Annotated in this window: 29 protein-coding genes; 20 read left to right on the forward strand and 9 right to left on the reverse strand. The window is 34.7% G+C overall.

Annotated features, from left to right (window positions below):
- Positions 1-225: 225 nt before the first annotated feature.
- The 3 genes from ABH960_RS08130 (at position 226) to ABH960_RS08140 (ending at position 4,501) form a co-directional block, all read left to right on the forward strand.
- Entirely contained in the window at positions 226-1,425 is a 1,200-nt protein-coding gene (locus ABH960_RS08130; RefSeq protein WP_404444231.1) for a multidrug effflux MFS transporter, read from the forward strand.
- Between the two features lie 114 nt (positions 1,426-1,539).
- Entirely contained in the window at positions 1,540-2,475 is a 936-nt protein-coding gene (locus tag ABH960_RS08135) for a GNAT family N-acetyltransferase (protein WP_404444234.1), read from the forward strand.
- A 634-nt stretch (positions 2,476-3,109) separates the two neighbouring features.
- A complete protein-coding gene (locus ABH960_RS08140) occupies positions 3,110-4,501 on the forward strand; it encodes an amino acid permease (RefSeq protein WP_404444237.1) in 1,392 nt (463 codons plus the stop codon).
- Positions 4,502-4,548: 47 nt separating this feature from the next.
- Here the strand turns inward: ABH960_RS08140 and ABH960_RS08145 are convergent, their stop codons facing one another.
- A complete protein-coding gene (locus ABH960_RS08145) occupies positions 4,549-5,568 on the reverse strand; it encodes a zinc-binding alcohol dehydrogenase family protein (protein ID WP_404444240.1) in 1,020 nt (339 codons plus the stop codon).
- Positions 5,569-5,873: 305 nt separating this feature from the next.
- On the opposite strand from ABH960_RS08145, the gene ABH960_RS08150 reads away from it, so the two are divergent.
- The 4 genes from ABH960_RS08150 to aiiA all read left to right on the forward strand — a co-directional run bounded on the left by ABH960_RS08150 (position 5,874) and on the right by aiiA (position 8,606).
- Positions 5,874-6,203, forward strand: a complete 330-nt coding sequence (locus tag ABH960_RS08150) for a PadR family transcriptional regulator (RefSeq protein WP_002137567.1) — start codon at positions 5,874-5,876, stop codon at positions 6,201-6,203.
- Positions 6,190-6,753, forward strand: a complete 564-nt coding sequence (locus ABH960_RS08155) for an HAAS signaling domain-containing protein (protein ID WP_404444243.1) — start codon at positions 6,190-6,192, stop codon at positions 6,751-6,753. Before ABH960_RS08150 ends, ABH960_RS08155 begins: the two co-directional genes overlap by 14 nt.
- Positions 6,743-7,603: a DUF4097 family beta strand repeat-containing protein gene (locus ABH960_RS08160; protein ID WP_404444246.1), complete on the forward strand. Its 861-nt coding sequence runs from the start codon at positions 6,743-6,745 to the stop codon at positions 7,601-7,603. Before ABH960_RS08155 ends, ABH960_RS08160 begins: the two co-directional genes overlap by 11 nt.
- A gap of 250 nt (positions 7,604-7,853) precedes the next feature.
- Positions 7,854-8,606, forward strand: a complete 753-nt coding sequence (gene aiiA, locus ABH960_RS08165) for a quorum-quenching N-acyl homoserine lactonase AiiA (RefSeq protein WP_404444249.1) — start codon at positions 7,854-7,856, stop codon at positions 8,604-8,606.
- 41 nt (positions 8,607-8,647) lie between these two features.
- Here the strand turns inward: aiiA and ABH960_RS08170 are convergent, their stop codons facing one another.
- The 3 genes from ABH960_RS08170 to ABH960_RS08180 form a co-directional block, all read right to left on the reverse strand.
- On the reverse strand, positions 8,648-9,142 hold the full coding sequence (locus ABH960_RS08170; RefSeq protein ID WP_404444333.1) for a hypothetical protein: 495 nt from the start codon (positions 9,140-9,142) through the stop codon (positions 8,648-8,650).
- Positions 9,143-9,231: 89 nt separating this feature from the next.
- Complete coding sequence (locus tag ABH960_RS08175) at positions 9,232-9,696, reverse strand: DMT family transporter (protein ID WP_404444252.1); 465 nt, start codon at positions 9,694-9,696, stop codon at positions 9,232-9,234.
- 13 nt (positions 9,697-9,709) lie between these two features.
- Positions 9,710-10,156, reverse strand: coding sequence for a DMT family transporter (locus tag ABH960_RS08180; protein WP_404444255.1), 447 nt, complete (start codon positions 10,154-10,156; stop codon positions 9,710-9,712).
- 107 nt (positions 10,157-10,263) lie between these two features.
- Here ABH960_RS08180 and yeiL point away from each other — a divergent pair, with 107 nt between their 5' ends.
- From yeiL to ABH960_RS08200, 4 genes are all read left to right on the forward strand, one after another.
- Complete coding sequence (gene yeiL, locus ABH960_RS08185) at positions 10,264-10,956, forward strand: transcriptional regulator YeiL (RefSeq protein WP_404444258.1); 693 nt, start codon at positions 10,264-10,266, stop codon at positions 10,954-10,956.
- A gap of 36 nt (positions 10,957-10,992) precedes the next feature.
- Complete coding sequence (locus ABH960_RS08190; protein ID WP_404444261.1) at positions 10,993-11,724, forward strand: metallophosphoesterase family protein; 732 nt, start codon at positions 10,993-10,995, stop codon at positions 11,722-11,724.
- A gap of 137 nt (positions 11,725-11,861) precedes the next feature.
- Complete coding sequence (locus ABH960_RS08195) at positions 11,862-12,896, forward strand: flavin-containing monooxygenase (RefSeq protein ID WP_404444264.1); 1,035 nt, start codon at positions 11,862-11,864, stop codon at positions 12,894-12,896.
- A 444-nt stretch (positions 12,897-13,340) separates the two neighbouring features.
- Complete coding sequence (locus ABH960_RS08200) at positions 13,341-13,589, forward strand: hypothetical protein (RefSeq protein WP_002087603.1); 249 nt, start codon at positions 13,341-13,343, stop codon at positions 13,587-13,589.
- A 48-nt stretch (positions 13,590-13,637) separates the two neighbouring features.
- Here the strand turns inward: ABH960_RS08200 and ABH960_RS08205 are convergent, their stop codons facing one another.
- Together ABH960_RS08205 and ABH960_RS08210 are read right to left on the reverse strand one after the other, a co-directional pair.
- Positions 13,638-14,675 carry a serine hydrolase domain-containing protein gene (locus ABH960_RS08205; RefSeq protein ID WP_404444267.1) on the reverse strand — a complete coding sequence of 346 codons (1,038 nt, stop codon included), beginning with the start codon at positions 14,673-14,675 and terminating at the stop codon, positions 13,638-13,640.
- Positions 14,676-14,785: 110 nt separating this feature from the next.
- Entirely contained in the window at positions 14,786-14,980 is a 195-nt protein-coding gene (locus ABH960_RS08210) for a hypothetical protein (protein WP_002087600.1), read from the reverse strand.
- Positions 14,981-15,162: 182 nt separating this feature from the next.
- Between ABH960_RS08210 and ABH960_RS08215 the strand changes: the two genes are divergently transcribed.
- Positions 15,163-15,444 carry a hypothetical protein gene (locus ABH960_RS08215; protein WP_404444270.1) on the forward strand — a complete coding sequence of 94 codons (282 nt, stop codon included), beginning with the start codon at positions 15,163-15,165 and terminating at the stop codon, positions 15,442-15,444.
- A 28-nt stretch (positions 15,445-15,472) separates the two neighbouring features.
- Here the strand turns inward: ABH960_RS08215 and ABH960_RS08220 are convergent, their stop codons facing one another.
- Positions 15,473-15,763, reverse strand: a complete 291-nt coding sequence (locus ABH960_RS08220) for a DUF3784 domain-containing protein (RefSeq protein ID WP_012261330.1) — start codon at positions 15,761-15,763, stop codon at positions 15,473-15,475.
- A gap of 122 nt (positions 15,764-15,885) precedes the next feature.
- Here ABH960_RS08220 and ABH960_RS08225 point away from each other — a divergent pair, with 122 nt between their 5' ends.
- The 3 genes from ABH960_RS08225 to hcp all read left to right on the forward strand — a co-directional run bounded on the left by ABH960_RS08225 (position 15,886) and on the right by hcp (position 19,050).
- On the forward strand, positions 15,886-16,167 hold the full coding sequence (locus ABH960_RS08225) for a MazG nucleotide pyrophosphohydrolase domain-containing protein (protein ID WP_219303217.1): 282 nt from the start codon (positions 15,886-15,888) through the stop codon (positions 16,165-16,167).
- 143 nt (positions 16,168-16,310) lie between these two features.
- Positions 16,311-17,084, forward strand: a complete 774-nt coding sequence (bla2, locus tag ABH960_RS08230) for a BcII family subclass B1 metallo-beta-lactamase (protein ID WP_404444273.1) — start codon at positions 16,311-16,313, stop codon at positions 17,082-17,084.
- Positions 17,085-17,763: 679 nt separating this feature from the next.
- On the forward strand, positions 17,764-19,050 hold the full coding sequence (gene hcp / locus ABH960_RS08235; protein WP_404444276.1) for a hydroxylamine reductase: 1,287 nt from the start codon (positions 17,764-17,766) through the stop codon (positions 19,048-19,050).
- A gap of 290 nt (positions 19,051-19,340) precedes the next feature.
- Here the strand turns inward: hcp and ABH960_RS08240 are convergent, their stop codons facing one another.
- Positions 19,341-19,787 (reverse strand): NUDIX hydrolase, encoded by a 447-nt coding sequence (locus tag ABH960_RS08240; RefSeq protein ID WP_404444279.1) that lies wholly within the window; start codon positions 19,785-19,787, stop codon positions 19,341-19,343.
- Between the two features lie 969 nt (positions 19,788-20,756).
- On the opposite strand from ABH960_RS08240, the gene ABH960_RS08245 reads away from it, so the two are divergent.
- The 5 genes from ABH960_RS08245 to ABH960_RS08265 all read left to right on the forward strand — a co-directional run bounded on the left by ABH960_RS08245 (position 20,757) and on the right by ABH960_RS08265 (position 25,650).
- Positions 20,757-21,077 carry a PadR family transcriptional regulator gene (locus tag ABH960_RS08245; RefSeq protein ID WP_002128372.1) on the forward strand — a complete coding sequence of 107 codons (321 nt, stop codon included), beginning with the start codon at positions 20,757-20,759 and terminating at the stop codon, positions 21,075-21,077.
- Positions 21,078-21,152: 75 nt separating this feature from the next.
- Positions 21,153-21,494 carry a DUF1048 domain-containing protein gene (locus ABH960_RS08250; RefSeq protein WP_002014108.1) on the forward strand — a complete coding sequence of 114 codons (342 nt, stop codon included), beginning with the start codon at positions 21,153-21,155 and terminating at the stop codon, positions 21,492-21,494.
- A gap of 168 nt (positions 21,495-21,662) precedes the next feature.
- Positions 21,663-22,424, forward strand: a complete 762-nt coding sequence (locus tag ABH960_RS08255) for an ABC transporter ATP-binding protein (protein WP_404444283.1) — start codon at positions 21,663-21,665, stop codon at positions 22,422-22,424.
- The gene (locus tag ABH960_RS08260) at positions 22,425-23,174 is read left to right on the forward strand and encodes an ABC transporter permease (protein ID WP_404444286.1); all 750 of its coding nucleotides are present in this window, start codon (positions 22,425-22,427) and stop codon (positions 23,172-23,174) included. It begins immediately after the preceding gene.
- Positions 23,175-24,330: 1,156 nt separating this feature from the next.
- Entirely contained in the window at positions 24,331-25,650 is a 1,320-nt protein-coding gene (locus ABH960_RS08265) for an aromatic amino acid transport family protein (RefSeq protein ID WP_282914951.1), read from the forward strand.
- A 294-nt stretch (positions 25,651-25,944) separates the two neighbouring features.
- Here ABH960_RS08265 and ABH960_RS08270 read toward each other — a convergent pair whose 3' ends face one another.
- Positions 25,945-26,907, reverse strand: a complete 963-nt coding sequence (locus ABH960_RS08270) for a helix-turn-helix transcriptional regulator (protein ID WP_215551947.1) — start codon at positions 26,905-26,907, stop codon at positions 25,945-25,947.
- Between the last annotated feature and the right edge of the window lie 42 nt (positions 26,908-26,949).

Genomic DNA, 26,949 nt, shown 5'->3' on the forward strand with positions numbered 1-26,949 from the left:
ATTAAGATTATGAACACTAGAAAACGAACACAACCTATCATATAATTGAAAGACTATATTTTAAAATCAATGTTAATATTACCCTCCTATAAGTATTAACATGCGTAATTGAGGTGTTTTCTTTGTTGTTTTATGATCGAATTTCTATAATGGCCCCTCCTGTTCCATAGCTAAGGAAAGTCTATTCATTTCTGAGATTTTCAAAGTTATAGGAGGGTATTAAAAGTGAAAAAAGTCTCAGTACCATCACTTTGGTTAATGATTATTCTTGTGGCATTTCCGCAAATTAGTGAAACAATTTACACACCGTCTTTACCGGATATTTCAAAGGCGTTGCACGTAAGTAATAATGAGGTACAGTTAACGCTTAGTGTTTATTTTGCTGGATTTGCTTTAGGTGTATTTTTTATTGGATGGTTATCAGATATAATTGGTCGTCGCCCAGCAATGTTATTTGGAATTGTAGTATATGGCGCTGGAAGTTTCTTATGCTATATTGCCAATTCTATTGAATTTTTATTGTTTAGTCGTTTTATTCAAGCATTTGGAGCAAGTGCTGGTTCAGTTGTGACACAAACGATTCTTCGTGAAAGTGTAGAGGGGCATAAACGTCATGTTATGTTTGCTCAAATTTCGGCAGTCATTGCTTTTACACCAGCGGTAGGGCCGTTAATTGGTGGCTTTCTTGATCAAATGTTTGGGTTTAAAATGGTGTTTTTAAGTTTAGTAGTTATGAGTGTTGGGATCTTGCTGTATACGTTTGTTTCTCTTCCGGAAACAAAAACGGGCGCAGTAACGGATAAAATAAATGTTTTCTCAGTGTTAAAAAGATTAATTGCAAATCCGAAAGTAGTAACATATGGGTTATTAATTGGAGGAGCAAATGGTGTTTTATTTAGCTATTATGCAGAAGCGCCGTTTATCTTTATTGAATACTTTCAGTTATCACCTAGTATGTACGGGTTTTTAGGAATTGTTGTTGCTTCCGCTTCTATTATTGGGGCGAAAGTTTCAAAACGATTACTTACTACTTACAAACCAGAGGAAATTATATATATCGGTTGTCTTGTAATGACAGGGGGAGCTATCCTTTTAACTGTTATTACTTCAGTTGGATCAAATCCCAACATAATATATATGATTGGATTTTTAGTAGCTATGTTTATATTGCTATTAGGAATTGGGGTAGTGTTACCGAATTGTCTTAGCTTAGCTTTAGTAGATTTTCAGGACGTCATTGGTACAGCAGGAGCATTGTTTAGCTTAGGGTACTATATAATAGTGACGGTGACAATTTGGAGAATGAGCCAGCTGCATACAGGTTCATTAATGGTGATGCCTCTGTATTTTCTTGTTATTGTAGTTATCATGTTAGTGTTTACTAAGGTGTTTATTGTGGGTAAACGAGTTGAAAAAGCAGGTTAATTATGTAATAGGAAAAGAGTCTCATTGGAAAATGAGACTCTTTTTTATTCTTTGTTAACTAATTATTCGAATAGTGTTAAAATTTAATTAACTTAAAAAAGAAGAAGGTACAATATGAACGGTCTAAAGGTTAAAGCAACTTCACAAGAAGATTTACAACAAATTTTAAAACTATGTACGACTTATGATCAAGCCATTTACGGTGAAATTGATACAACGGTAGAAGATATTACTAATTCATGGAAAGGGATTGATGTTAGTAAAAGTTCTTGCTCTGTTATGAATGAAGAAGAAATAATTGCTTATGGAATTCTGACAGGAAATGAAAGGCAGTTCCCATCTGCCGTATTTGTAAATCCTAATTGTATCAATCAAGGGATTGAACAAGTAATATGGTCAAAGCTTGAAGAACGTGCTAAGGAGCTTGTTGGTAATTCATCATGCCTACAGGGTGCGATTGTAACACAAGCAAATAATTACTATGAGGAAAAAGTATTAGAAGAAGCTGGTTTTATTCCAACTCGTATTTGGTGGGGAATGGGGATTGAATTGAAGGGGAACGTTTCAACACCAATATGGCCAAATGGTGTTACTGTGCGACATTACATATCTGGTGTGGATGACGAGGGATTACATCGAGCTTTTAATGAAGCCTTTGCGGACCACTGGAATTCGCAGCCTTCTACGTTAGAAGAGTTTTTGCAACGTACTGAAAGAGATGGGTTTCATCCTACATTATGGTCACTAGCAATGTTTGAGGGTGACGTAATTGGTTTTATCTTTAGTAAAAAGGGTACTGACAATAAAGCTGAAATTACTCACTTAGGTGTAAGGCGCTCTAAGCGGAAAGAAGGATTAGGATTAGCGCTGTTACAGTATGCATTTGGTCAATTTTACGAAGAGGGGATTTCAAAAGTTCATCTAAATGTAGATTCTGAAAATATTACAGGCGCACCTCGTGTATACGAAGCAGCTGGAATGGAAGTACAGAGTAAATTTGTTCGCTTTGATAAGGAAGTTTTGTTGGAAAATAAAGAAGAAGTCCAGTGATGAATTGCTGGGCTTCTTTGCTTTTGTACTATTAAGGATCACTTTTCAGAAATGAGAATTGATTGATTAAGCATGGAAGAATGCATTTGGTATGCAAAGGTAGGTAATTTTACTAATATATTAAATCCTTTGGTGGGTGTGTGCGCAGAACGAATAGAAAAGGTGAAAGTAAGATTTTAGATGATGATAGAAATAGAAAAGAATTTCATTTAAATGGTGGAAAAGTGTATTATAAACAATACACATTAATGTGTATGTGATAAATAACCGAGGTGGATATTTTCTCCTCGGTTATTTATATTGTAATAATATTAATACTAGAATCATATTGAATAGATGTATTTTATTGTTAATTTAGTTAAAAATTAATCAAACTAATATATAATAATTTACTGAAAAAATAATTGAACTTTTCAGATAAATGAATTAATATGAAGTAAGCAATTTTAAGTTTTATAGAAAATAGGAAGATGAGAGGTTTTGGGGATTTTATAAGAGGCAGAATAAGATTTTAGGATAGCTTTAAAGTTAGTCTAAAATGACGTTTGTTTCATCATTTTCAAGCCAAAGAGGAATTAGGGGAAAACATCTTACTTTAAATGTGGCTATGAATCATCTAAGAGGGGGAAATGAAGTGGCAAACAAAGAATTGAAACGAGGTTTAGAAGCACGTCATATTCAAATGATTGCTTTAGGCGGAACAATTGGTGTTGGTTTGTTTATGGGGTCAGCCAGCACGATTAAATGGACAGGTCCGTCAGTAATGCTTGCTTATGCAATTGCAGGTATTTTTATCTTCTTCATTATGCGTGCCATGGGAGAAATGTTGTATATGGAGCCAAGCACAGGTTCATTTGCGACATTTGGCCACAAGTATATTCATCCGCTAGCTGGTTATATGACGGCCTGGAGTAACTGGTTCCAGTGGGTTATCGTTGGGATGTCAGAGATTATCGCAGTTGGGGCATATATGAAATATTGGTTCCCGGATTTACCAGCTTGGATACCTGGTATTATCGCAATGGTTATTCTTGGTGCTGCTAACTTAATTTCGGTTAAGTCATTTGGTGAATTTGAATTTTGGTTTGCAATGATTAAAATCGTTACGATTTTATTAATGATTATTGCCGGATTCGGTCTCATTTTCTTCGGAATTGGGAACGGAGGAGAAGCAATTGGTATATCTAATCTATGGAAAAATGGTGGTTTCTTCACAGGTGGTTTTTCAGGATTTTTCTTTGCGCTATCACTTGTAGTTGGGGCATATCAAGGTGTGGAATTAATCGGGATTACTGCTGGTGAAGCGAAAGATCCGAAGAAGACACTTACAAGAGCAATTCAAAGTACAATTTGGCGTATTCTAATTTTCTATATTGGTGCTATTTTCGTAATTGTAACTGTTTATCCTTGGGATCAATTAAGTTCAATTGGTAGCCCGTTCGTAGCGACTTTTGCGAAGGTCGGTATTACGGCAGCTGCTGGACTTATTAACTTCGTTGTTATTACAGCCGCAATGTCTGGTTGTAACAGTGGTATTTATAGTGCTGGACGTATGCTTTATACATTAGGTGTAAATGGACAAGCACCGAAATATTTTGCAAAAATTTCTAAAAATGGTGTACCTTTATTCGGTACAGTTGGCGTAATTATCGGTTTAGCGGTGGGTGTTGTTTTAAGCTACATTGCACCGAAAAACTTATTCGTATATGTATATAGTGCAAGTGTACTTCCTGGTATGGTACCATGGTTTGTCATTTTAATTAGTCAAATCCGTTTTAGAAAAGAAAAGGGAGCAGAGATGAAAGATCATCCATTCAAAATGCCATTTGCTCCTGTTACAAACTATTTAACAATTGCCTTTTTAATTATGGTATTAATCGGAATGTGGTTTAACGATGATACTCGTATTTCACTAATTGTAGGTATTGTTTTCTTAGCTATCGTAACAATTAGTTTCTATGCTTTCGGAATAGGGAAGCGTGTTCCGTTAGACGTTCAAAATGATCAAGAGATTTCAAGTAAATAAAGGTAATAAAAAAGTCCGATTTCTTATTTAGAAATCGGACTTTTTTATTAAAATTTTTCTAATACAATCTTCCCAATTGTACGTCCACCCTCAAGTAATGCATGTGCCTTTCTAAGGTTTTCTGCATTAATCGGTGTTAACGTATCGTTTAAAGTTGTATGAAGGATACCTTCATCTAATAATTCGCTCACTTTGTTTAATAATTCGTGCTGCGTAATCATATCACCCGTTTCATACATCGCTTTTGTAAACATAAACTCCCAAACGAGTGTGGCACTTTTACTTTTTAAAACCCCCATCTCAAGAGGATGCTCATTTTCTACAATAGAGCAAATTTTCCCTTGTGGTTTAATGAGGTCACACATTGCATGCCAATGTTGATCTGTATTGTTTAAGCAGAAGATATAATCTACATCTTTTAGCCCAAACTCTAATATTTGATCTTTTAAAGGTTGGTGATGATTAACGATATAATCGGCACCGAATTTTTCAACCCAGTGTATGGTTTCGTTGCGGGATGCGGTTGCGATTACGTTTAGTCCAGCCCATTTAGCTAACTGAATAGCAATCGAGCCAACACCACCAGCTCCGCCGATAATTAAAATATTTTCAAATGAGTTCGTATCTTTTTTATTATAATCAATGCCTAAACGTTCGAATAAACCTTCCCATGCGGTAATGGCTGTTAAAGGAAGTGCTGCAGCTTCAGCATCACTCAACGTTTTTGGTTTTTTACCAACGACTCTTTCATCAACTAGATGGTATTCACTGTATGTACCTTGTCTCGTAATGCTTCCAGCGTAAAACACTTCATCGCCTTCTTTAAATAATGTACAACCTTCGCCAGTTTGCATAACAACACCACTAGCATCCCAGCCAAGTATTTTCGCTGCATCTTCTTTTTTATCCTTCGGGGATCGGACTTTTGTATCAACTGGATTAACGGAAATTGCGTTAATTTTAACGAGTATATCTCTTCCTGTGGCAACAGGTCTTTCAACTTCAATATCAATTAAACTGTTTTCTTCTTCAATAGGTAAGTATTCATGTAAACCAATTGCTTTCATTTGTATTCCCTCCATTAAAGTAAGAGTTTTTCTCTTTTATTATAGTAGGTAAAGTGTCATTATGTAAAAAAGTTGAGTCCTTTCCATTTTGTTAAAGGCTTGTTTCAGCCTAATTTAGAACTTTGTAACTGGAGAGGAGCCATCGTTTTGATTTTATAGGCGTCGGATGAAAGGTATACTTATTTTTCCAGTGTACCTTGCAATGAACAATACCGAGTGTTATATTATAGATGTAGTTACTTATTATAAAACAGTACTAAACAATAAACAGTAGTAGATGCCAATTAGAATAGGGTGAATGAACATTGAATGTACAATTTAAAAAAGGAGTTTTAGAACTCTGTGTTCTTGTCTTACTTGATAAGCAAGACCGTTATGGGTATGAATTAGTTCGAAGTATTTCCAATCAAATTGAAATATCAGAAGGGTCTGTTTATCCGCTACTTCGTAGATTAACTAAAGAAGAATATTTTACAACGTATTTACAGGAGTCTTCAGAAGGGCCTTCAAGGAAGTATTATAAACTGACGGATAAAGGTAGAACGTATTTGTATCAACTTTTGGAGGAATGGAATGAGTTTTCACAAGGTGTCAATCAATTAATAAAAGAAGGTGTACGTAATGACGAAAAATAAATTTTTACAACAATTAAATGCATCTCTAAAAAGATTATCTGAAAAAGAGCGTGCAGATATTTTAAAAGATTATGAAGAACATTTTACTTTCGGATTAGAGGAAGGGAAAAGTGAAGAAGAAATTGTAGCCTCATTAGGTTCTCCAGCTCAAATCGCCAAAGAGTTATTAGCAGATTATCATATTGAGAAAGTAACAGCAAGTACAACAACAGGAAATGTTTTTCGGGCAATTTGGGCAGTAATTGGATTAGGTTTTTTCAATTTGTTAATCGTGCTTGGACCTGCAATTACATTAGCGGCATTGATTTTTTCAGGATGGGTTCTAGGAATCTCATTTTTAGGTTCACCATTACTTGTTCTAGTTGATACTATTATACATCCAAATACATTCTTGCTATTTAATCTTTTCGTTTCTTTAGCACTTTGTGGACTTGGATATTTCATTGTAATTGCTATGTTATTTTTAACGAAGCTAGCAAAGAATGGATTTGTTCGTTATTTAAAGTTTAATATAGCACTAGTAAAAGGTGGTTTGAAGCATGATAAATAAAAAGAGTCTTTCAATCATTGCAGGTATTATTTTCATTATTGGTATTATAGGAAGTCTACTCACTTTTCGTTCAATTGCTGCAGTACCAATTTCAGAAGAAAAGGTCATTAACAATAATAATGTGTCAAGCGTCATTATCGATACGAATAATGTTCGTGTTAACATCAATTCTACAACAGATAGTAACATGAAAGTAAAATTAGATGGCGAAGTTAATCCTAACGTAAAAAGAACATTAGCTACGGATGAGAAAGATTCGACGCTTCTTATTTCATACAAAGAAAAACAACAGAGATGGTTTAACTTCGACATTTCCGAAGTATTGGCGCCATTAACATTAAATGTTTATTTGCCTGAAAAGCAATATGATTCATTAAAAGTTTCCAATAATAATGGCTATGTTTCTGCCAAAAAACTAAACGTAACACATTTTAATATCAATACAAGCAATGGGCGTGTTGAATTAAGAGAGATCAATTCGCAAAAAGTTATTGCGGAAGCAAACAATGGAATTATGGACTTTAAAGATATAATGGCGCAAAATATTCATGTGAAATCGAATAATGGACGAATAATGCTAGATCATGTTGAAGGTGAAATAGAGGGGCAATCTAAGAATGGAAGTCTTACTCTTAAAACAAATGAACTTGATCGAAATCTCAATTTTACGACTCACAATGGCAAGATTAATATTGAAACTGAAAAAGAACCAACTAATGTTCAATTTAATGTCTCTGTCGACAATGGAAAAGCGAATATCCTGAATAAATATAATGGAAATGCCGTTATTGGGAAGGGAGAAAATCAAATTAAATTAAACACACATAACGGAAGTATTACAGTGAAATAAAATAGTATATTATCTTTTATAATCCTTGCTCGCCGCATATAAGAGCCTGTAAATGAATAATAAACAAGAAAAATAGCCGACTCCTTTTCTCGACATGTAGGTAGTCGGTTATTTTATGCCCAAAATTCGTTGTGAACAATTGAAAAGATAATAGTTGAAACAATGAAAAGTGAGAAGGGATTTATTTCTAACAAGAGGAATTCTTTACTGTATTGTTTTATTCAAAACTAAATGTAAAGGTGGATACATAATGACAGTAAAGAAGCTTTATTTCGTCCCAGCAGGTCGTTGTATGTTAGATCATTCTTCTGTTAATAGTACGCTCACACCAGGAAATTTATTGAATTTACCTGTATGGTGCTATTTGTTGGAGACAGAAGAGGGGCCTATTTTAGTAGATACAGGTATGCCAGAAAGTGCGGTTAATAACGAAGGTCTTTTTAACGGTACATTTGTTGAAGGCCAGATTTTACCGAAAATGACGGAAGAAGATAGAATCGTGAATATTTTAAAACGCGTTGGATATGAGCCGGACGACCTTCTTTATATTATTAGCTCTCATTTGCATTTTGATCATGCGGGAGGAAATGGCGCTTTTACAAATACACCAATCATTGTGCAGCGTGCTGAATATGAGGCGGCGCAGCATAGGGAAGAATATTTGAAAGAGTGTATATTGCCGCATTTGAACTATAAAATCGTTGAAGGCGATTATGAAGTCGTACCAGGAGTTCAATTATTGTCTACACCGGGCCATACTCCAGGGCATCAGTCGCTATTAATTGAGACTGAAAAATCCGGTCCTGTGTTATTAACGATTGATGCATCTTATACGAAAGAAAATTTTGAAGATGAAGTGCCGTTCGCTGGATTTGATTCGGAATTAGCTTTATCTTCAATTAAACGTTTAAAAGAAGTTGTGATGAAAGAGAACCCCATTGTTTTCTTTGGTCATGATATGGAGCAGGAAAAGAGCTGTAAAGTGTTTCCAGAATATATATAAGTAGAAAAAGTCATGGGCCTATTAGCTCATGACTTTTTCTATTAAATAACCTTTTTAAATAAGTTATATACTTTTTTCGAATTACCTTCATTTAATTGATAATAAGTAAGATCTACGTCATCAGGAGAGTTTTGCTGGGCAATCATGACTTCACTACTGTTGTTATCTACTATCCAAATTAAATATTGTTTATAAGTTCCATCTTGGAAAGTAATCCACATGTTACAATCTACTAAATCAGAACCTTCTTCATCTAGCGTTAAATCGCCTTTTTTTGCTGTATCCATACTGTTAATGAATGTTTTTAATTCATCTGTTTTTGTAAGGAAGATAGATTTTTTTGTTTTAATTGACTCTACATGTATATCTTTTATTTCCTGTTTTCCTAAAAAGACAGGAGGTGCATTTGGGTCTCTTTGAGTTGAAATAATAGTAGCTTTCTTCTTTGGTTTGCTTGCTGTATAGAAATCTTGAATAGATTTTCCAGAGTTTAAAAACCATATGATTCCAAAAAAAATGAATGCGCTACCTAGCAGTAAAATGACTTTTTTAATAGGATATTCTCCTCTCTATTACTTCATGTGAAGAGCTTTTCTATTAATATATGATAGGTAAGCGTAAAGTATTATAGTTGAACGTGATTATGCTTCACGGTTTTTATAGGACGATCAACGAGTAAATTGTAAGTAAGCCCAATTAATACGAAAATACCACCGATAATTTTGCCGATTGAGAGTTCGTTTGACAGGAAGAAATCAATGATAGCCCCCGCAAATAATTGTCCGATAAAGATGAGTAATGTTAAATAAAATGCAGATATTTTAGGAGTAATATAGTTTGATAATGGAATGACGATAACGCCTACTAATCCGCCTAAGTATACAGCGATAGGAATGGATTGCAACGTATGAATTGGAATATAAAATGAATCTGAACTGAAAATTAAAAATAGCGCGGAGAAAAATAATCCAGTAATATAATTGAAAAATGTACCTTCCCAATTGCCAATTTCCTTTGCTAAATTCGCGTTAATAATTCTAGCGACAACGATAGAAACACCAGTTAAAATAGCGATACAAATATATAACATTTTCTTGCCTCCATTAATAAATTGTCATGACTATAATTCCAGAAGAAATGAACAATAATCCAATTAGTTTTTTCTTTTCAAACTTTGCAACTTTCATTCCTAATAAACCGAAATGATCAATAATAATAGAAGCAATGGATTGACCGAGTAGGCTTAATGCAATGGTAATAGAAGCACCAAGAGCGGAGAAGCTTATATTGCTAAAAAGTACTGTGAAAACTCCAATGGCTCCGGCACTATATAAATAAAGTGGAATACCTTTATCAAAATGGATTTTATTTTTGTTAATGATTAAAACGAAAATGACTGCTATTAAACCGACAAGATGAATGATAACACTCGCTGTATAATTGCCAGTCGACTCAGATAAAATCCCATTCAATGGGAGCATAATGGCAATAAGCATACCAATAAAGACAGAAAGAAAGTTATACAATGTAATATCCCCTTTATATTTCATGTTTGTAATGACTGTATCATGCTGAAATTGTGTATTACTATGACATATGTCATAGTGGAAGAAGGAAATTTTGATTACAATGGGAGTAGTTGTAAAGGTGGGGGACTATGAAGAAAGTATGTAATTCTAATAAATTAGCAGAGTATATGAAACAAAATAATATTGATTCATTTTTTAGTAGTGATATGAGACCATATATGGAACTTATATTTTTTAAAAAGAATGAGTTCATTTGCAGAGAAAACGAAGAGATAGACTATTTATATTTTTTTGTTGAAGGAAAAGCGAAAGCGTTTAATACGTTAAGTAACGGGAAATCCGTATTATTATGTTTTTATGATAGTTTGCAGTTACTAGGAGATGTTGAGTTAATCCATTCTCAAAAGATTGCTTCAAACGTACAAGTCATGGCAGATTCTTATTGTGTTGGTTTGCCTTTAGGGAAAGTGAGAAACCAATTATTTCATGATGCGAAATTTTTAAGATGTATTTGCGGTTCTTTAGCCCATAAATTAAATCGTCTTTCAAAAAATAGTACAATTAATTTACTATATCCACTTGAAAATAGACTCGCGAGTTACATATTAGCAGCAGGAGAACGCGCTGTTCAGCACGGGAATCGAATTGTATTTAGTGGGAATTTAACGGAAACAGCTGAATTGTTAGGAACGAGTTATCGGCATTTATTACGTACATTGAATACCTTTTGTGATAAAGAGATAATCAAGAAAAGTAATGGTTGTTTTGAAGTTGTGAATGTAGAAGTTTTGAGGGAATTGGCTGCGGATGTTTATAAATAGGAGAGATATAAATAATATATTAAAGTGGGGATTTAGATGAAAATAGCGATAATTTCAGATATTCATGGGAATAGTCACGCTTTAAAATCGGTATTAAAAGATATTACACGTCGTAAGGTCGAAATGATAATAAATTCAGGTGATAGTGTGTATGGGCCGTTAGATCCTTTAGGGGCAATTGAAATATTAATGAGTAACGAGATGATACATATTAAGGGTAATTGTGATCGCATGCTTTGGGAACCTATACAAGAGCAGTCTGCTACACTAACTTTTGTCCAAAATCAATTAACAAAAAATCATATAGATTGGTTAAAACAACATCCTTCCCAATTTATTGTAGACGATATTTTATTTTGTCATGGTACGCCAACTTCAGATGAGGTGTATTTATTAGAAGAGATGGACGAGAATGGTGCAGTATTAAAGAGTGAAAAAAATATAATGGATCAACTCCAAAATATAGAACAAAAAATAATAGTATGTGGTCATACGCATATTCCTAGAGTTGTTTATTTAGCGAACGGAAAAATCATTATAAATCCAGGGAGTGTAGGACTTCCTGCATACAAAGATGAATTACCCGTTTTGCATAAAATGGAGTCAGGAACTCCGCACGCAAAATATGTAGTGATAGAAAAAAATTTGGGAGAATGGATAATTGAACAAATTTCAGTTCCTTATAATTGGGAAGAAGCAGCTGGGTTAGCTGTTCAACAGGAAAGGCAGGACTGGGCACAAGCGCTAAAGACTGGAAAGGTAGAATGAAGAGGAGTTTTACTTTATAGTAAACTCCTCTTTTTATTTTATGTAGATGTTGAATTATAGAAAAATAAAATGTTATGGTTATGGAAACATATGAATGTGTGAACATGTATTCATATATAAGAGGAGGAGGGATTAGAGTGAAAGACCTAATTATTATTGGAGCTGGTCAAGCTGGATTAACAATAGGATACTACTTGAAGCAGGGAGGATATAGTTTCTTATTACTTGAGGCGGGAAACCGAATTGGCGATTCTTGGAGAGACCGCTATGATTCTTTGCAGCTCTTCACACCAAGGGAATATAGTAGTTTACCAGGTATGATATTAAAAGGAGAAGGGAGTGGATTTCCATGTAAAGATGAAATTGCAATTTATTTAGAAGAATATGCAAGGTATTTTCAATTGCCGGTACAATTACAGACTCAAGTTTTAAAAATAAGAAAAGAGAAAGAAATATTTGAATTACACACTCCTACAGAAATTTTACAATCGAAAAAAGTTATTATCGCATCAGGTGGTTTTCAGCAACCATTCATCCCCTCATTTTCACAACATCTTTCATCACATATTTTTCAAATACATTCATCACAATATAAATCACCATTACAAATTTCTAAGGGGAAAGTACTAGTAGTAGGTGGCGGGAATTCAGGAATGCAAATCGCAGTAGAACTTGCAAAAATTCATGAAGTAAAAATGTCTATCAGTCATCCATTAACATTTTTACCGTTACATCTTTTTAGAAAAAGCATTTTTAATTGGTTAGAAAAATTAGGTTTATTGTATGCTGAAGTAAATACCAAGAGGGGAAAATGGTTTCAGAAGCGAAAGGATCCCATTTTTGGTTTTGAAGGTAAGGAACTTATTCGTAGTGGAGCAATAAAACTACAGGGAAAAGTGGTAAGTGCATCAGGAAATAATATTATGTTTCAGAATGGTGGCACGTATAGTGCACAAAGTATTATATGGTCAACTGGTTTTGTTCAAGATTATAAATGGATTGAAATAGAAAAGGCAGTGAATATGAATGGATTTCCTAATCATACAAAGGGAATGAGTCCAGTAAGAGGATTGTATTATATTGGACTGCCGTGGCAATCTCAAAGGGGTTCTGCGCTTATTTGTGGTGTAGGAAAGGATGCGGTGTATTTGCTTTCTGAAATCAAAAAATAGATCAGTAGCAACAGCTACTGATCATCCATATGTACATGAATTAGGAGAGGTCAAACATTTCAAACGTTTATTAGCTTTAGTATAATAGATTTTCATGAAATAAAAAACTGAAAATTATATTTTTTTGTTGAGAAAGTTTTTTGTATCGAAATATATAAAAAAACGGGGATTTCTATTGAAAGAAAATATGATATTTATCCCGCATTAACGGGCAGTAAGATCCCCCACCTCAAAATTCGGCACATGCGAGGAAGTTAGGTGAGAGATCAACTGCCCGTAAAAGCTCGATTGGTGAGGGCTAATAATCAGAGGGACAAAAGTCCCTCTGATTAAAGTTTCACTTTATATTTTAGTAAAGTATGATATAGTCTATATAAGATTGATTTCCTTAAAATATCTTTTTTGTATAGTAATTACATTCACAGTTGGGAAGGGGAACAGATTGTGAAGTTTGATGATCAACGTCTACTAGGAATACGATTAGGTTCTGTACTCATAACAGAAGAAAATCAATATTTAGTAATTAAGAAGAAAGATCATTATGCACTATTAAACATACATAATTTAGAATGCACACATGTCGAAGTGCAGTTAGAACATATTGAAGAACTGCTGCATGAAGATTTCCAAGAAAGTATAACGGAAATTATCGCACCAGAACATATTAAAATTGTGGTGAAAAATGTTATATAAAGAAAGAAGCTGGGAGAATCAGCTTCTTTCTTTGTTTTACTTCGTTAATTATAAGGATAACAATTTTAAAATCTCACCAATAATCCCATCCTTTTGATGAACACCTAAATCCGAGTTCGTCATAATAACAGCGCTATTACCTCGGTATGGATTACATACCATCATACATTGAAATCCAACACCCCAGCCAAGTGAATGAATTTGTAAGTCTTCATTAGAATACTCTAGAAAAACACCTAACCCAGTCCAGTTGGTGCATCCTTGAGGAGAAATCATATCTTGTACAGTTTTTTGAGAAAGTTTCAGTTTGCTATTTCCCTGTAAGGACTGAATGATCTCAATAATTAAAGTTGATAAGTCAGTTGGTGTTGTCCAAACGCCTGAAGCTGCTGCGAATGGATAAAATGGATACTTCTCATTTGTTACAGTTCCATCTTTATTATGCCCGCAAGCAAAAGCATCGGTTTTATCTATGTCTTCGGGAGAGAAGAGTGTACTATTTTTCATTTGTAGTGGCTGAAAAATAAATTCTTCAAGTAAAAGGTTGAACGATTTCCCAGTAATATTTTCAAGTAGTTGTTCGATAATACAAAAATTTGCGTCAGAGTAGTGGAATTGGCTTTCTGGTGCATAAGTTACTTCTATAGGTACTGGGCAATATAATGTTTTACCAGCAAGGAGCTCATCCATTTTAGGTAGTTCTTGTGCAAGTGTATAATGTTCAAAACTATTGGGAGGATCAATGATTCCAGATTGGTGACTTAATAAGTTTCGCAGCGTTACTTTTTTCTGTGAAGTAAATAGATTGGTAGGGATGTTCCAAGATGTGAGTCTATCATTTACGTCTTCATCTAAATGTACGATTCCTTGATCTGATAACGTTAGTACAAGCATTGAAGTGATGAATTTGCTAATAGAACAAGAATTGAATATGGAATTCGTAGTGACAGTTCTAGTTGTTCCAGATTCAAGTGTTCCGAAAGCAGTAGCTTCATCAAGTTTACCGTCACGTATAACGGCAAAGCTTAACCCTGCAACAGAATATTGGTTCATTTTCTCATAGATATTGTTACTTTTTAAGTTCATAGTGACTCCTTTCTTTTAAAGACAGAATATTAATTTTATTATACAGTAGTAAATAGAGAGAAAAGGAAAACACTTCATCTTTTATCGATGAAGTGTTTTCTTAGTTTAAGTTAATTCGAAGTAAATGCTTTAAAAAATTTATCTCTGTACATGTACATAAGCCATGAGGCTGTTATAAAGGAAATAAAGATTTGTTTGTTTTTAATTGGCGCATTGAAAACAAGCCAGCCAACGATATCAAATAACAAATGTAGTGCAATTGAAAGAACTACAAATTGTAGTAACGTCTTAAAAAATCTTTTCATAAAGTGTCCCCCTAAAATAAAAGGTTTTATCCCGCATTAACGGGCAGTAAAACTCCCACTGATTAAAGTTTCACTTTATCAATAGTGTTGTATATTACTATTATACATTAAATGTGTCCTGTGGTAAAATTTACATAAGTTACTTAAATAAAACATATGAAAGCTAGTGAGGAGGAATAGTCATGGAATTTTGGATGATCATACCGATAGCGGTCTTTGGGCTTATTTATATCGTTGAAAAATTAAATAAAATCGAAAAGAAAACGGATGCGTGTTTAAAGCGGATGGAAGATAGATTACAGCTAATTACGAAAGAAATGGGAATTATAGATAGAGAACCCGAAATTAATAAAGAGTTGCGGCAGCTTATGGAAGAAGGGAAAACAGTTACGGCAGTTAAGAGAGTAAGAGAAGCATTTGGTTTTTCAATACTAGAAGCGAAGCAATATGTTGATAAGTTATAAAAAGGTCATCCATTTGGGTGATCTTTTTTCACTGCACCATACGTGTATTTACATAAGCAGCTATTATAACGTGGCCAATTATAATGATAGGAAATACGATTTTTGCATTAGGGGTAGTGAAGACACTACCAATTGTGGCGATAACACCAGCGGTTAAATTATAAAGACCAACTATCTTCGATAACTTAACTTTATCTGACACACGGCGTTCATTGAATCCTGATAAGAGCCAAGTGTATTGTTTTACTCCGATGAAATAAGCTAATGCAAATGAAATGATTGCTAGTATGAATAATGATGGAGAAGCGAAGAGAGTCATTGAGAACACCTCCGTTAATGGACTATAAATAAATTATAGTATGAATGTTATAATTTAACAAAATACATTTTTGATTTTAAGTTTATTAAAAATGAGATATTTACGATGAAGGGAGATTACATATGAATATTTCGGAATTCCAGCAATATGTATCGAGTTTCAGTAAAGAAAAAGGATTTCAAGATACAACAATTGAAGAGCGTACGATGTATGCGATGGCGGAATTAGGTGAATTAGCGGAAGTTATATTAAGGCGTGATAAAATACAAGATTCGAAAAGAGAGATTGGTTTAGAAATGTTTGATGTAATTTGGAATGTATGTGATTTAGCAAACAAGTTAGAAATTGATTTAGAGAAGGCATTCGAAGAAAAAATGATGATCAATAAAAAACGTGAATGGTAAAAGGAAAGTTAAAAAGCGCACAAAATTTTGTGCGCTTTTTATTAATGGTATGAAAAATATGTAAAAAAAGATGGAACAAACATTTGAGATGAACTGTCTAATATAGGTAATAACTATTTAGTTTGAAAGAAAGGGTGGAGAAAATGAAAAAGAATACATTATTAAAATTAGGGGTATGTGTTAGTTTGCTAGGAACAACTCAATTTGTTAGCACAATTTCTTCTGTGAAAGCGGAACAAAAGCTAGAGCAAAAAGTAATAAAGAATGAGACAGGAACTATTTCAATTTCTCAGTTAAATAAAAATGTATGGGCTCATACTGAGCTAGGTTATTTTAATGGAGTAGCAGTTCCTTCGAGTGGTCTAGTTCTTACTACTTCTAATGGGTTAGTACTTGTCGATTCTTCTTGGGATGATAAGTTAACGAAGGAACTAATAGAGATGGTAGAAAAGAAATTTAAGAAGCGCGTAACGGATGTTATTATTACACATGCGCATGCTGATCGAATTGGCGGAATTAAAACGTTGAAAGAAAGAGGCATTAAAGCGCATAGTACAGCATTAACTGCGGAACTAGCAAAGAAAAATGGATATGAAGAGCCACTTGGAGACTTACAAACAATTACGAATATGAAGTTTGGAAATATAAAAGTAGAAACGTTCTATCCAGGGAAAGGGCATACAGAAGATAATATTGTCGTATGGTTACCGCAATACAACATTTTAGCTGGAGGCTGTTTAGTGAAATCTGCGGAAGCTAAAGATTTAGGGAATGTTGCTGATGCATATGTAAATGAATGGTCCACATCGATTGAGAATGTGTTGAACCGATATGGAAATATGAACTTAGTAGTGCCTGGTCATGGAGAAGTAGGGGACAGAGGATTACTTTTACATACATTGGATTTGTTGAAATAAGAAACTGTGGGAATATAAAAGCGAGGAGAAATAATTTTCTCCTCGCTTTCTTCTAACTATATTTAAATGCGAAGCTATCAATTATGCCTGCATAAGTTACTGAGATTTTAATTCCAAGTATACAAATACCAGTACCGTCATAATTGCTATAACAACGTAAGTAACATCAAGCATTATAAGTGTCTTTAAAGTTTCAGTCATCCTAATTCACCCCTGGTATGAAAATGTAACATAATCTCTTATCAATCAGTTAAGAGATTATAAAGATAACGATGTACATGAAATTTCTTAAGTAGTTTCTATATAAATATATCATATAAATAATGTAAAAAATGTTAAGATGGTGTAAATGTATTGTAAATAAAGAGGTTTCCTATAAAATCTTTAATCAAAAAATTGATAGTTCTTCAAAATGAAAAAACGCTATTCTTTCTGTTGAATGATAGAAAGAATAGCGTTTTTGTATGCTTATTAGTTGCTAATAGTTCTCTAAATCAATCATCTAGCTATTTGAAAGTATTAACAAAGGTGTCCGTTTTTTAGCGCCAATAAAAATATTATGTCAACAATATGAACTGTCACAAATTTATATATATTATTGTGATTCATATCACATCCTTTTTTCCTAATGGGTATTATGCTTGATTTGTAAGGAATGATTGGGAGAGGGTGGGATGATATGTTTTGTTATCAATGTGAACAAACGCCAACAGGTGGATGTAAAGTGATGGGGGTTTGCGGTAAGAATGAAACCATTGCAAGTTTACAAGATACGATTGTGTTTGGATTAAAAGGAATTGCTGCTTATCGTACTCATGCTGCTCAGCTAGGGTATACAGATGCATTTGTAGATGCTACAACTCAAGAAGCGCTATATATGACATTAACAAATTCTAACTTTAATGAACAAGAACATATTGATATGGCTATGAAAGTAGGGAAATCGGCTTTACGAGTAATGGAGTTATTAGATGAGGCACATACGAATCACTTTGGTGTTCCGGAGCCTGTTCAAATTACGCAGAACCATGTAGAAGGTAAGGCAATTGTAGTTACTGGTCATAATTTATTTGCATTAGAAGAGTTATTAAAGCAAACAGAAGGAAAAGAAATTAATATTTATACTCATTCTGAAATGCTACCAGCACACGGATATCCACAACTGAAAAAATATAAACATTTAAAAGGAAACATCGGTAAGGCATGGTATGATCAACGACGCCTTTTCGAAAAATTTACAGGTGCCATATTAGCTACAACGAACTGTGTTATGCCAATTAAAGGATCATACTCTGATCGATTCTTTTTATATGATATTGCAGGCTTAGAGGGCGTACAAAAAATTGAAAATGATGATTTTGCACCATTGATTCAAAAAGCGCTTGAACTTCCCGAAGTACATATGGAGTCGGATGAGCAGTTAGTAACAGGGTTTCATCATAATACAGTATTATCATTAGCTCCAGAAATTATTGAGGCAGTAAAGGAAGGGAAAATAAAGCGTTTCTTTGTCATCGCAGGTTGTGATGCACCAGGAAAAGGCGGGGAATACTATCGTGAATTAGCAACGTCGCTTCCGCCAGAAACGGTTATTTTGACAACTTCTTGCGGGAAATTCCGCTTTAATGATGTGAATTATGGGGTTGTACCTGGTACGGAGATTCCGCGTTATATTGACTTAGGGCAATGTAATAACTCAATTTCTACAGTGAAAATAGCGGAAGCTTTAGCAGATGCTTTTCAATGTGAAGTAAATGAATTGCCAGTAAGTATTGTCTTATCATGGTTTGAACAAAAAGCGGTTGCTATTTTACTTGGGCTATTTAGTCTTGGAATTCAAGATATTCGCATTGGTCCAAAGGCGCCTGAATTTATTTCACCTGGTGTGCTTGATGTATTACAAGAGACATTTGGTTTAAAATTGATTACAACTGCAGCAGAAGATATGAATATGATGTTATCGTAACAAAAAGGGTGTCCTATATGTAGAGTTGGCTTTATAAAAAATTTGTATGTATTCGAAAACTTATGTATTAGATTCGCAGGTGCGTTAGTAGAAGATGTGGCTTTAAAATAAAGTTTGATCAAATTAATGAGAATGCCACTGATAAAAGACAAATAGAAAGAGCATGTTTTGAAAAAAGATTAATCAAAACATGCTCTTATTTCATCTAATTGCTCAAATGTTTTATAAAAAAGTTTGATCGTTTCAATGAGCCTTCCTCAACTAAAGCACCCGTTAATTCAATAACCATCTCACATAATTTTTTTCAATAACCTTACCATAAATGGTGTCTTTAATGTCTCTTTTATTAGTGAATTTTTGTGTTTCATAAAATTACTGATCTGTTTTCGTCTATTTGGAACCATTAACAAAGGTAATCTACTAGGATTAAACCACCCAATTTTTGCAGTTTCAGGCCCATTATTTATTGGTTCCCCCCCTAGTAATTTCCCTGAAAATATATGTTGCATATCATCGTATTGAGGTTGGTGATATTCTCCTATTTTACGCTCAATAGCAATTATATAGCCCGTTTCTTCTTTAGTTTCTCTTATAGCACACTTATCTAACTGTTCATTTTCTTCTAGTCTTCCCCCAGGCAAATCCCAGATAGGATAATCATTTCGTTTAACTAACAATATTTTGCCTTCATTATTATCAACAATAGTAAAGCACCCTGTGGTTTTTGTAGTATTCATTATAAATATGATCTCCTTAACTTACGCAATTGCCAATCAACTTATATTTCTCTTTGTCTAATAAATTTTCCTTCTTACTGAATTAAATGGACCTTTAGTTGAGTAATTTTATTGCTACTCAACATTTCCTTAATCCGCCTTTCAATTCAGATCTTCTTTTCATTTTTTATTATAAAAACACCCATTTAGATAAACAGATCCAAAGGGGCAAAACGGTACGACTTTATTTCAAAACCACAGAAGAACACAAAACGAATCTTTCTTATTAATAAAGGGAATCTGCAACATCCATCAACTTCAAAATTTTATCCCGCTATTTGCGGGCAGTAAAACTCCCACCTCAAAATTCAGCTGGAGCAAAGAAGTTAGGGGGGAGCCCTGCTGCCCGTAAACGCCCCACTGATTAAAGTTTCACTTTATAAAGAATTTGTATGTATTCGCAAGCTTATGTATTAGATGCACAGGTGCATTAGTAGAAGAACAAAAAAATGATCCGTCTTCTTAATAAAGAGAGCTAGCCACATTCATTAACTTCGGAATATTATAACGCCCCAAAACAAAAATGTGGAATTTTTGTTTTGGGGTATTTCCTTTTCTTAGCTGGATAGGTATGTGGTGAGATTTCTTAAGAAGAAAATAGGCAGTATCCAATAGATAATAGCGGATTTAAGAAAAAATTTAAAAATCGAGTTGACATTCTATCTACATAGTCATACAATGTAGTGGTAATGAGTAATACTGAATAGCGTAGTTTTTAAAAATATATTCAGTATCCAATAGGCAAAAGCGGATTTAAGAAAAAATTTAAAAATCGAGTTGACATTACATCTACATAGTCATACAATGTAGTTGTAATAAGTAATACTGAATAGTGAGGTTTCTCAAAAGCTATTCAGTAAAAATTAGCCTTAGTACTCTGTGATACTGAATATAAGTCAGACAGAATAGGGGGTAAAGGAGGATCAGAATATGGAAAATTTAACTGAAATGTTGAAAGGTTCGCTGGAAGGATGTGTTCTGGAAATCATTAGCCGCCGTGAAACTTATGGCTATGAGATTACCCGCCACCTGAATGAGCTTGGGTTTACTGAAGTCGTGGAAGGAACGGTCTATACCATCCTTGTGCGATTAGAGAAGAAAAAACTTGTGAATATTGAAAAGAAACCGTCAGACATGGGGCCGCCTCGCAAGTTTTATTCACTAAATGAGGATGGCCGTCAGGAGCTTGAATTGTTTTGGAGAAAATGGGATTTTGTATCATCAAAAATTAACGTCTTGAAGTCAAACTAGCCTCATAAGATTAAATATTCGGCCGATATTTTGGGAGTTTCTTGTTCTGCTTTATAAAAAAGGAGGAAAAATAATATGTTGGAAATGTTCAAAAAATTAATTGGTGATAAAAAAGAGTACAAAATGATGATGGCACGTGTTGGAGCTCTGCCAGAGGACTATCAGTTTGTGTTTAAGAAAATTCAAAACTACATGTGGAATTTCTCAGCTGGTAACGGGATGGATATGCTACACATACAGTATGAACTAATCGATTTGTTTGAAGCCGGTGCGGCGGAAGGCAGACAAGTGCTAGAAATCACTGGGGAGGACGTGGCATCCTTTGCTGACGAACTAGTGGCAAACGCTAAAACTTATGTTTCCAAGTATCGTGAAGATTTGAATGAAAGTATCATGAAGCAATTGAGAAAAAAATAAATGCAACAGGTAATACCGACTGATTAGCTGGTTACAAATGTGAATTGACGCCATTGCTATTCAGTTATATTTTTAAATCAGTACTAAGTAATACAGATTATCAGTAATACTAAATAGAGGGTGTAGGCAGTCTATCTTTACAAAACATTTTTTAAGGAGGAAAAAAGCATGACCAATACAGCGATTTCTGTAAAAGGATTAAAAAAATCCTTTAAAGATAAAGAAGTGTTAAAAGGGGTAGATTTTGAAGTGCAGCGTGGCGAAATTTTCGCATTGCTGGGCTCAAATGGAGCGGGCAAGACGACGATAGTCAATATCCTCTCGACGCTGATGAAGCAAGATGGCGGCGAAGTAGGTATTTGTGGTTTTGACGTTCAGCGTCAACCGGATCATGTTCGTCAAAGTATCAGTCTGACAGGGCAGTTTGCAGCTTTAGACGGTATGCTCACGGGGAGAGAAAACTTGATAATGATTGCCAATTTGCGTGGAGTTTCTATTCCTGCTCAAGTCGCTGATAATTTGCTTGCAAGATTCAGCCTGACTGATGCAGCCAACCAGAGGGCAGACCAGTACTCAGGTGGGATGAAGCGCCGGCTTGATATCGCCATGAGCTTGATTGGGACGCCAGCAGTCATTTTTCTCGATGAACCGACGACAGGGCTTGACCCCGAAGCGCGGATTGAAGTGTGGGATACCGTCAAGGAACTTGCCGGCGGCGGCACAACCATCTTGCTCACGACCCAGTACCTCGAGGAAGCCGAACAACTGGCGGACCGTATCGCTATCTTGCATGGCGGAAAAATTATTAAGACTGGTACTCTTACAGAACTTAAAGAGATGTTCCCGCCAACAAAAGTGGAGTATATCGAGAAGCAGCCGACATTGGAAGAAATTTTCCTTGCGATTATTGGCAAAAAGGAGGAGATGTAAATGAAGAGCAAAACAGGGGTATTATTAGGGCGCTTAATGCGCAACATCATGCGCAGTCCAGATACAATTATTACGGTAGCGATTACGCCGATTATGATGATGCTGTTGTTTGTCTACGTATTTGGCGGCGCCATAAAGACAGGAACGGATAACTACGTCAATTATTTATTGCCGGGAATCTTGCTGATGGCTATCGCATCCGGTGTCGCTTACACTTCCGTACGGTTGTTTACGGATGTAAAGAGCGGGCTGATGGCACGTTTCATTACTATGCCTATCAAGCGTTCGTCGGTATTATGGGCTCACGTATTAACATCACTTGTTGCTAATGTGCTTACTATCGTGGTGGTTATTCTTGTTGCGCTCTTAATGGGCTTCCGTTCCAGTGCTAATATTCTGGATTGGCTCGCGGTAGCTGGAATACTCGGGATGTTTACGCTGGCGCTGACATGGTTGGCTATCATTCCTGGGTTGACAGCGAAGTCTATGGAAGGGGCGACAGCCTACTCGTACCCACTAATTTTTCTGCCCTTTATTAGTTCGGCCTTTGTTCCTACCGAAACTATGCCAGAAATTGTTCGTGCGTTCGCTGAAAACCAGCCTGTGACTTCAATCGTGAATGCGATTCGTGCCCTCTTATATGAAGGGACTGTTGGCAACGATATTTGGATTGCACTTGCTTGGTGTGTGGGCATTATGGTTATCGCTTACTTCTTCGCCGGCAAAGCATTTAAACGTCAGTTAGGGTAACACCACCAGTTCGGTGCACAATGGCAACTAAACCTTCTGGAATAATATATATATGGGAAAATGGATTTAAATCACATTAATCTTAGTTATTGCTATAATTGTTAGTATTCTTACTGGTTATGCAGTTGGTACGTAAGTAGGCTCAGACGTTGAGAAAAAGCAGACTGAGAGAGTTAAAAGGGAAGAGATAATATTTTGACCTCAATTCTAATTGCCATATAATAAATGCAATTTTTATACATGAAAAGCCCACCTATTTCCGTAGGTGGGCTATATCTTTACTACACAATTCGAAAGTATACTCTCTTTTTCTAAATATGTAATTATGCATATTTAGAAAAAACTACACTTAATAAATATTACATATAGTAAATGGAAACTTATGGTGTAATTCTTTTAATAGGCTCAACATGATAACCATTATATAAGGTGCGTAGGCTCCTTTGGAAAAGTTCTTCTTTTCTGAAAAATGAATATTAATTCGTTATATGTAATAAAAATTCATGAGAATAATTTTATGTTTTCTAAATTTATTCCTTTACATCAATGTGTATTATTTATTACAACAGCTTCATGTCAAAGATAAGATGTGAAAGCAAAGGGAAATATAAGTATCTTTATAACGAGTTCCTAATATAATCAATGTGTTAATGAAAGGAACTCTGTATTATGTTTACTTTTCTATTAACTAATACAGCTTCAAAAAATAGACACAATTGCTACATACCAATTGTAATTTATTATCTATTCATAATTCTGTTTATTCTGTCTTTCTAAAAATAAAAAAATATTAGACTCGCAAATATAAACGTTATAATGAGGGCGTCGAGAGGTAACCGATTACCTACGAAGAAAATATCAAACATTTTAAAATTGGACAGACTGAAACGATTACTTACAGAAAGGTGTGTGACCAGAAGGGGAATTTCTTCAAAATAGTTTAGCAGCAGCGGACATCGTATTAGCTGGTGTAAACAATATCATCAATGGTAAGTATAGGGTTGGAGGATAAATGCCTCGCACATTAAGAGAGACAGCTTTAGGTGGAATCGTTTACAATATGGCGCATCTAGTAAGCGGTTCATTTTTTAAGAATGGTCTATATTCTTAAGCCTAAAAAGAGACGTAAGAATAGGATACAAGGGGGATTTATTATATGAATGGGAATACTGCAAAAAAAATAGAATTTCAAGCTGAAAACACTGCAGTGAAAAATGAGAAATATCCAGATCCTAAAAAGTGGCATAAACAAGATACTACCTGGGCATTGAGCCTTTTTGGAACAGCAATTGGAGCAGGAGTACTCTTTTTACCGATTAATGCAGGTTCAGGTGGTTTATTATCATTACTGTTAATTACGATACTTGCATTTCCTGTTATGTATTACTCACATAGGGCACTTGCTAAAATGATATACGCTTCCAATTCTGCTGATGAGGGGATTACAGGCACAATAAGAGAGTATTTTGGCAATAAGGCAAGTATAATTTTTAACATAGTATATTTCGTCTCAATTTATACGATCGTACTGATGTATTCGGTTGCACTTACAAATACTGCAAGTAGTTTTATCGTGCATCAATTGCACATGCCGGAGCCTCCAAGGGCCATTTTATCACTTGTATTAGTACTCGGTCTTATCGCTATACTAAATTTCGGTCAAGATATCACTGTAAAGATAATGAGCATGCTAGTATATCCTTTCATAGCTTCTTTACTGTTTATCTCAATATCTTTAATTCCACAGTGGAATACGTCAATGCTTAGTTTCTCAAGTGCGTCTACTGCTTCAACAGGAACAGGGTATTTTGGAGTGATATTGATGATACTACCAATCATCGTATTCTCGTTCAATCATTCTCCTATGATTTCGTCATTCGTTATGAAACAGAGAGCTACGTATGGAATAGAAGCTACTGATGCCAAGTGTGCTCAAATACAAAAAGTTTGCTATATCATGACATTCGCTGTTGTTATGTTCTTTGTTTGGAGCAGTACTTTAAGTTTGACTCCAGATGATCTTAAGATGGCAAAAGAACAGAACTTGTCAATCCTATCATATCTTGCTAATGAGCTTAATTCGCCTGTAATCACTATTGCAGCTCCTATCATTGCTTTTGTGGCTATTACAAAGTCTTTCCTTGGCCATTATGTAGGAGCGTATGAGGTAATGCGTGACATGATTATGAAGTCCGGTAAAAAACGCGGGAAAGATATAGGAGAAAAAACAGTTCAGACAATGATTCTTACTTTTGTCGTATTAACATGCTGGTATGTTGCTTATGCAAATCCAAGTATTCTTGGAATCATTGATGCTCTTAGCGGTCCATTAGTTGCTGCGATCTTATGTCTATTACCAATGTATGCGATTCGTAAAGTACCAGTACTGGCTAAATACAGAGGGAAAATGAGCAATGTGTTTGTCATTGTTGTAGGTATACTTACTGTCCTAGCAAGTATTAAGTCATTATTCTAATTCGCTATTGTTAGTTCAAGTGCTAAAATAGTGGGATATGAAAAAAGAATGAAAGAGATTATGGATAAGATACGTCCATATTCGAATTTTAAACAAGCTGTTTTATGAGGGTTAAACTCTAATATAAAAAGACATGAACAAAGATTAGTTCATGTCTTTTTTTTGTGTTGGCGTTATTCTTAGAAGAGCGTTTCAAGTAGCGGTAGCGAATAAAATGTTTTTACTAGGTATTTAAATAGAGGTAACTGGCATCTAGTCAAACTCAATATTATTTTGGGTTTAACTGGCCACTGCTTATGGGCAGTATAAACATAATCTCTCTTTTAAACCTTCTAACACTTCTTCAGGAACTTCCCTGATTTTGATATCTTTACCTAGGAAAAGTAGCCAATTTGTTATTTCTATCAATTCATCGAGATTGTTAACATTGATAAAAGTTTTTAGAATGGCTGTGGATTGGTAAGGATTTGTATAGGAAATAGAAATTTTTATAGGATGATATTTTTTGAACTGGGTAATCGCTTTTGGACCAAGTTCAAGTACAAGGTTGATTGCTTCGTCCCTCTTACTTAGTTTTTCTGAAATTTTTTTCTTACTTAATCTGTTTTTCGGCGTATAGGTTTCGACATTAATGAGATGATCAACGAGAAACATCTTCTTTTTTTCTTCTTTTATGTCAAAGCCTTCAATTATCCAATGGCTTTTTTCTTGATAAAGGTGCAGTAGATAAATTGGATAAAACTTGGTTTCCTCCTCTTCTTTTACTGTAATCAATAAATGGCTATCTAAAAGAAGGGTTTGGATGAGTTTTTCTAACATAGGATGGGGGAGGTCAGAAAGCTCAAGTAGGTCAGGATTATGAGGGTTAGTCCCTTCAAAAAGCAAGATTTGATTTAAAAGAACAAGGTCATCCTGCTGGATTTCTGAGATGAGTCCTAGTAGTTTTTCGGCTAAAGACTGACGACTCTTTAGATAGGGAAGTTGTTGATTTCTTGTGGCCATAAAGGCAATAAAAAGAGCTTTGACCTCATTATCAGTAAAGCGAACAACGGGCAAGATAGAGTTATGCATGACAAAATATCCTCCATCCCTGCCAACTTCAGCGACGAGCGGCATCCCCATGGCTTCAATTTCTCTAATGTCTCTAATAGCTGTCGATCGTGAGATGTTAAATTCTCGTATGATTTCAGAAATTGTAAAGTGGGAGCGGTTGTTAATATAGCGCATGATCGTATTAATCCGTTCAACTTTTTTCATGTTGGTCTCCTAAACAGTATCATTTTTTGACATGATTTAAAG

The sequence above is a fragment of the Bacillus sp. RC252 genome, assembly GCF_044909215.1.
Classification (GTDB): domain Bacteria; phylum Bacillota; class Bacilli; order Bacillales; family Bacillaceae_G; genus Bacillus_A; species Bacillus_A mycoides.

What these genes read in the sequence shown, in the direction of transcription:
- ABH960_RS08135 (WP_404444234.1), top strand. Translation starts at nt 1,540, where the DNA reads ATGAACGGTCTAAAGGTTAAAGCAACTTCACAAGAAGATTTACAACAA.
- ABH960_RS08145 (WP_404444240.1), bottom strand. Translation starts at nt 5,568, where the DNA reads ATGAAAGCAATTGGTTTACATGAATACTTACCTATTGAAGAAGAAAAC.
- ABH960_RS08155 (WP_404444243.1), top strand. Translation starts at nt 6,190, where the DNA reads ATGACGAAAAATAAATTTTTACAACAATTAAATGCATCTCTAAAAAGA.
- ABH960_RS08160 (WP_404444246.1), top strand. Translation starts at nt 6,743, where the DNA reads ATGATAAATAAAAAGAGTCTTTCAATCATTGCAGGTATTATTTTCATT.
- aiiA (WP_404444249.1), top strand. Translation starts at nt 7,854, where the DNA reads ATGACAGTAAAGAAGCTTTATTTCGTCCCAGCAGGTCGTTGTATGTTA.
- ABH960_RS08175 (WP_404444252.1), bottom strand. Translation starts at nt 9,696, where the DNA reads ATGTTATATATTTGTATCGCTATTTTAACTGGTGTTTCTATCGTTGTC.
- ABH960_RS08180 (WP_404444255.1), bottom strand. Translation starts at nt 10,156, where the DNA reads ATGAAATATAAAGGGGATATTACATTGTATAACTTTCTTTCTGTCTTT.
- yeiL (WP_404444258.1), top strand. Translation starts at nt 10,264, where the DNA reads ATGAAGAAAGTATGTAATTCTAATAAATTAGCAGAGTATATGAAACAA.
- ABH960_RS08190 (WP_404444261.1), top strand. Translation starts at nt 10,993, where the DNA reads ATGAAAATAGCGATAATTTCAGATATTCATGGGAATAGTCACGCTTTA.
- ABH960_RS08205 (WP_404444267.1), bottom strand. Translation starts at nt 14,675, where the DNA reads ATGAACTTAAAAAGTAACAATATCTATGAGAAAATGAACCAATATTCT.
- ABH960_RS08210 (WP_002087600.1), bottom strand. Translation starts at nt 14,980, where the DNA reads ATGAAAAGATTTTTTAAGACGTTACTACAATTTGTAGTTCTTTCAATT.
- ABH960_RS08215 (WP_404444270.1), top strand. Translation starts at nt 15,163, where the DNA reads ATGGAATTTTGGATGATCATACCGATAGCGGTCTTTGGGCTTATTTAT.
- ABH960_RS08220 (WP_012261330.1), bottom strand. Translation starts at nt 15,763, where the DNA reads ATGACTCTCTTCGCTTCTCCATCATTATTCATACTAGCAATCATTTCA.
- ABH960_RS08225 (WP_219303217.1), top strand. Translation starts at nt 15,886, where the DNA reads ATGAATATTTCGGAATTCCAGCAATATGTATCGAGTTTCAGTAAAGAA.
- bla2 (WP_404444273.1), top strand. Translation starts at nt 16,311, where the DNA reads ATGAAAAAGAATACATTATTAAAATTAGGGGTATGTGTTAGTTTGCTA.
- hcp (WP_404444276.1), top strand. Translation starts at nt 17,764, where the DNA reads ATGTTTTGTTATCAATGTGAACAAACGCCAACAGGTGGATGTAAAGTG.
- ABH960_RS08240 (WP_404444279.1), bottom strand. Translation starts at nt 19,787, where the DNA reads ATGAATACTACAAAAACCACAGGGTGCTTTACTATTGTTGATAATAAT.
- ABH960_RS08245 (WP_002128372.1), top strand. Translation starts at nt 20,757, where the DNA reads ATGGAAAATTTAACTGAAATGTTGAAAGGTTCGCTGGAAGGATGTGTT.
- ABH960_RS08250 (WP_002014108.1), top strand. Translation starts at nt 21,153, where the DNA reads ATGTTGGAAATGTTCAAAAAATTAATTGGTGATAAAAAAGAGTACAAA.
- ABH960_RS08255 (WP_404444283.1), top strand. Translation starts at nt 21,663, where the DNA reads ATGACCAATACAGCGATTTCTGTAAAAGGATTAAAAAAATCCTTTAAA.
- ABH960_RS08260 (WP_404444286.1), top strand. Translation starts at nt 22,425, where the DNA reads ATGAAGAGCAAAACAGGGGTATTATTAGGGCGCTTAATGCGCAACATC.
- ABH960_RS08265 (WP_282914951.1), top strand. Translation starts at nt 24,331, where the DNA reads ATGAATGGGAATACTGCAAAAAAAATAGAATTTCAAGCTGAAAACACT.
- ABH960_RS08270 (WP_215551947.1), bottom strand. Translation starts at nt 26,907, where the DNA reads ATGAAAAAAGTTGAACGGATTAATACGATCATGCGCTATATTAACAAC.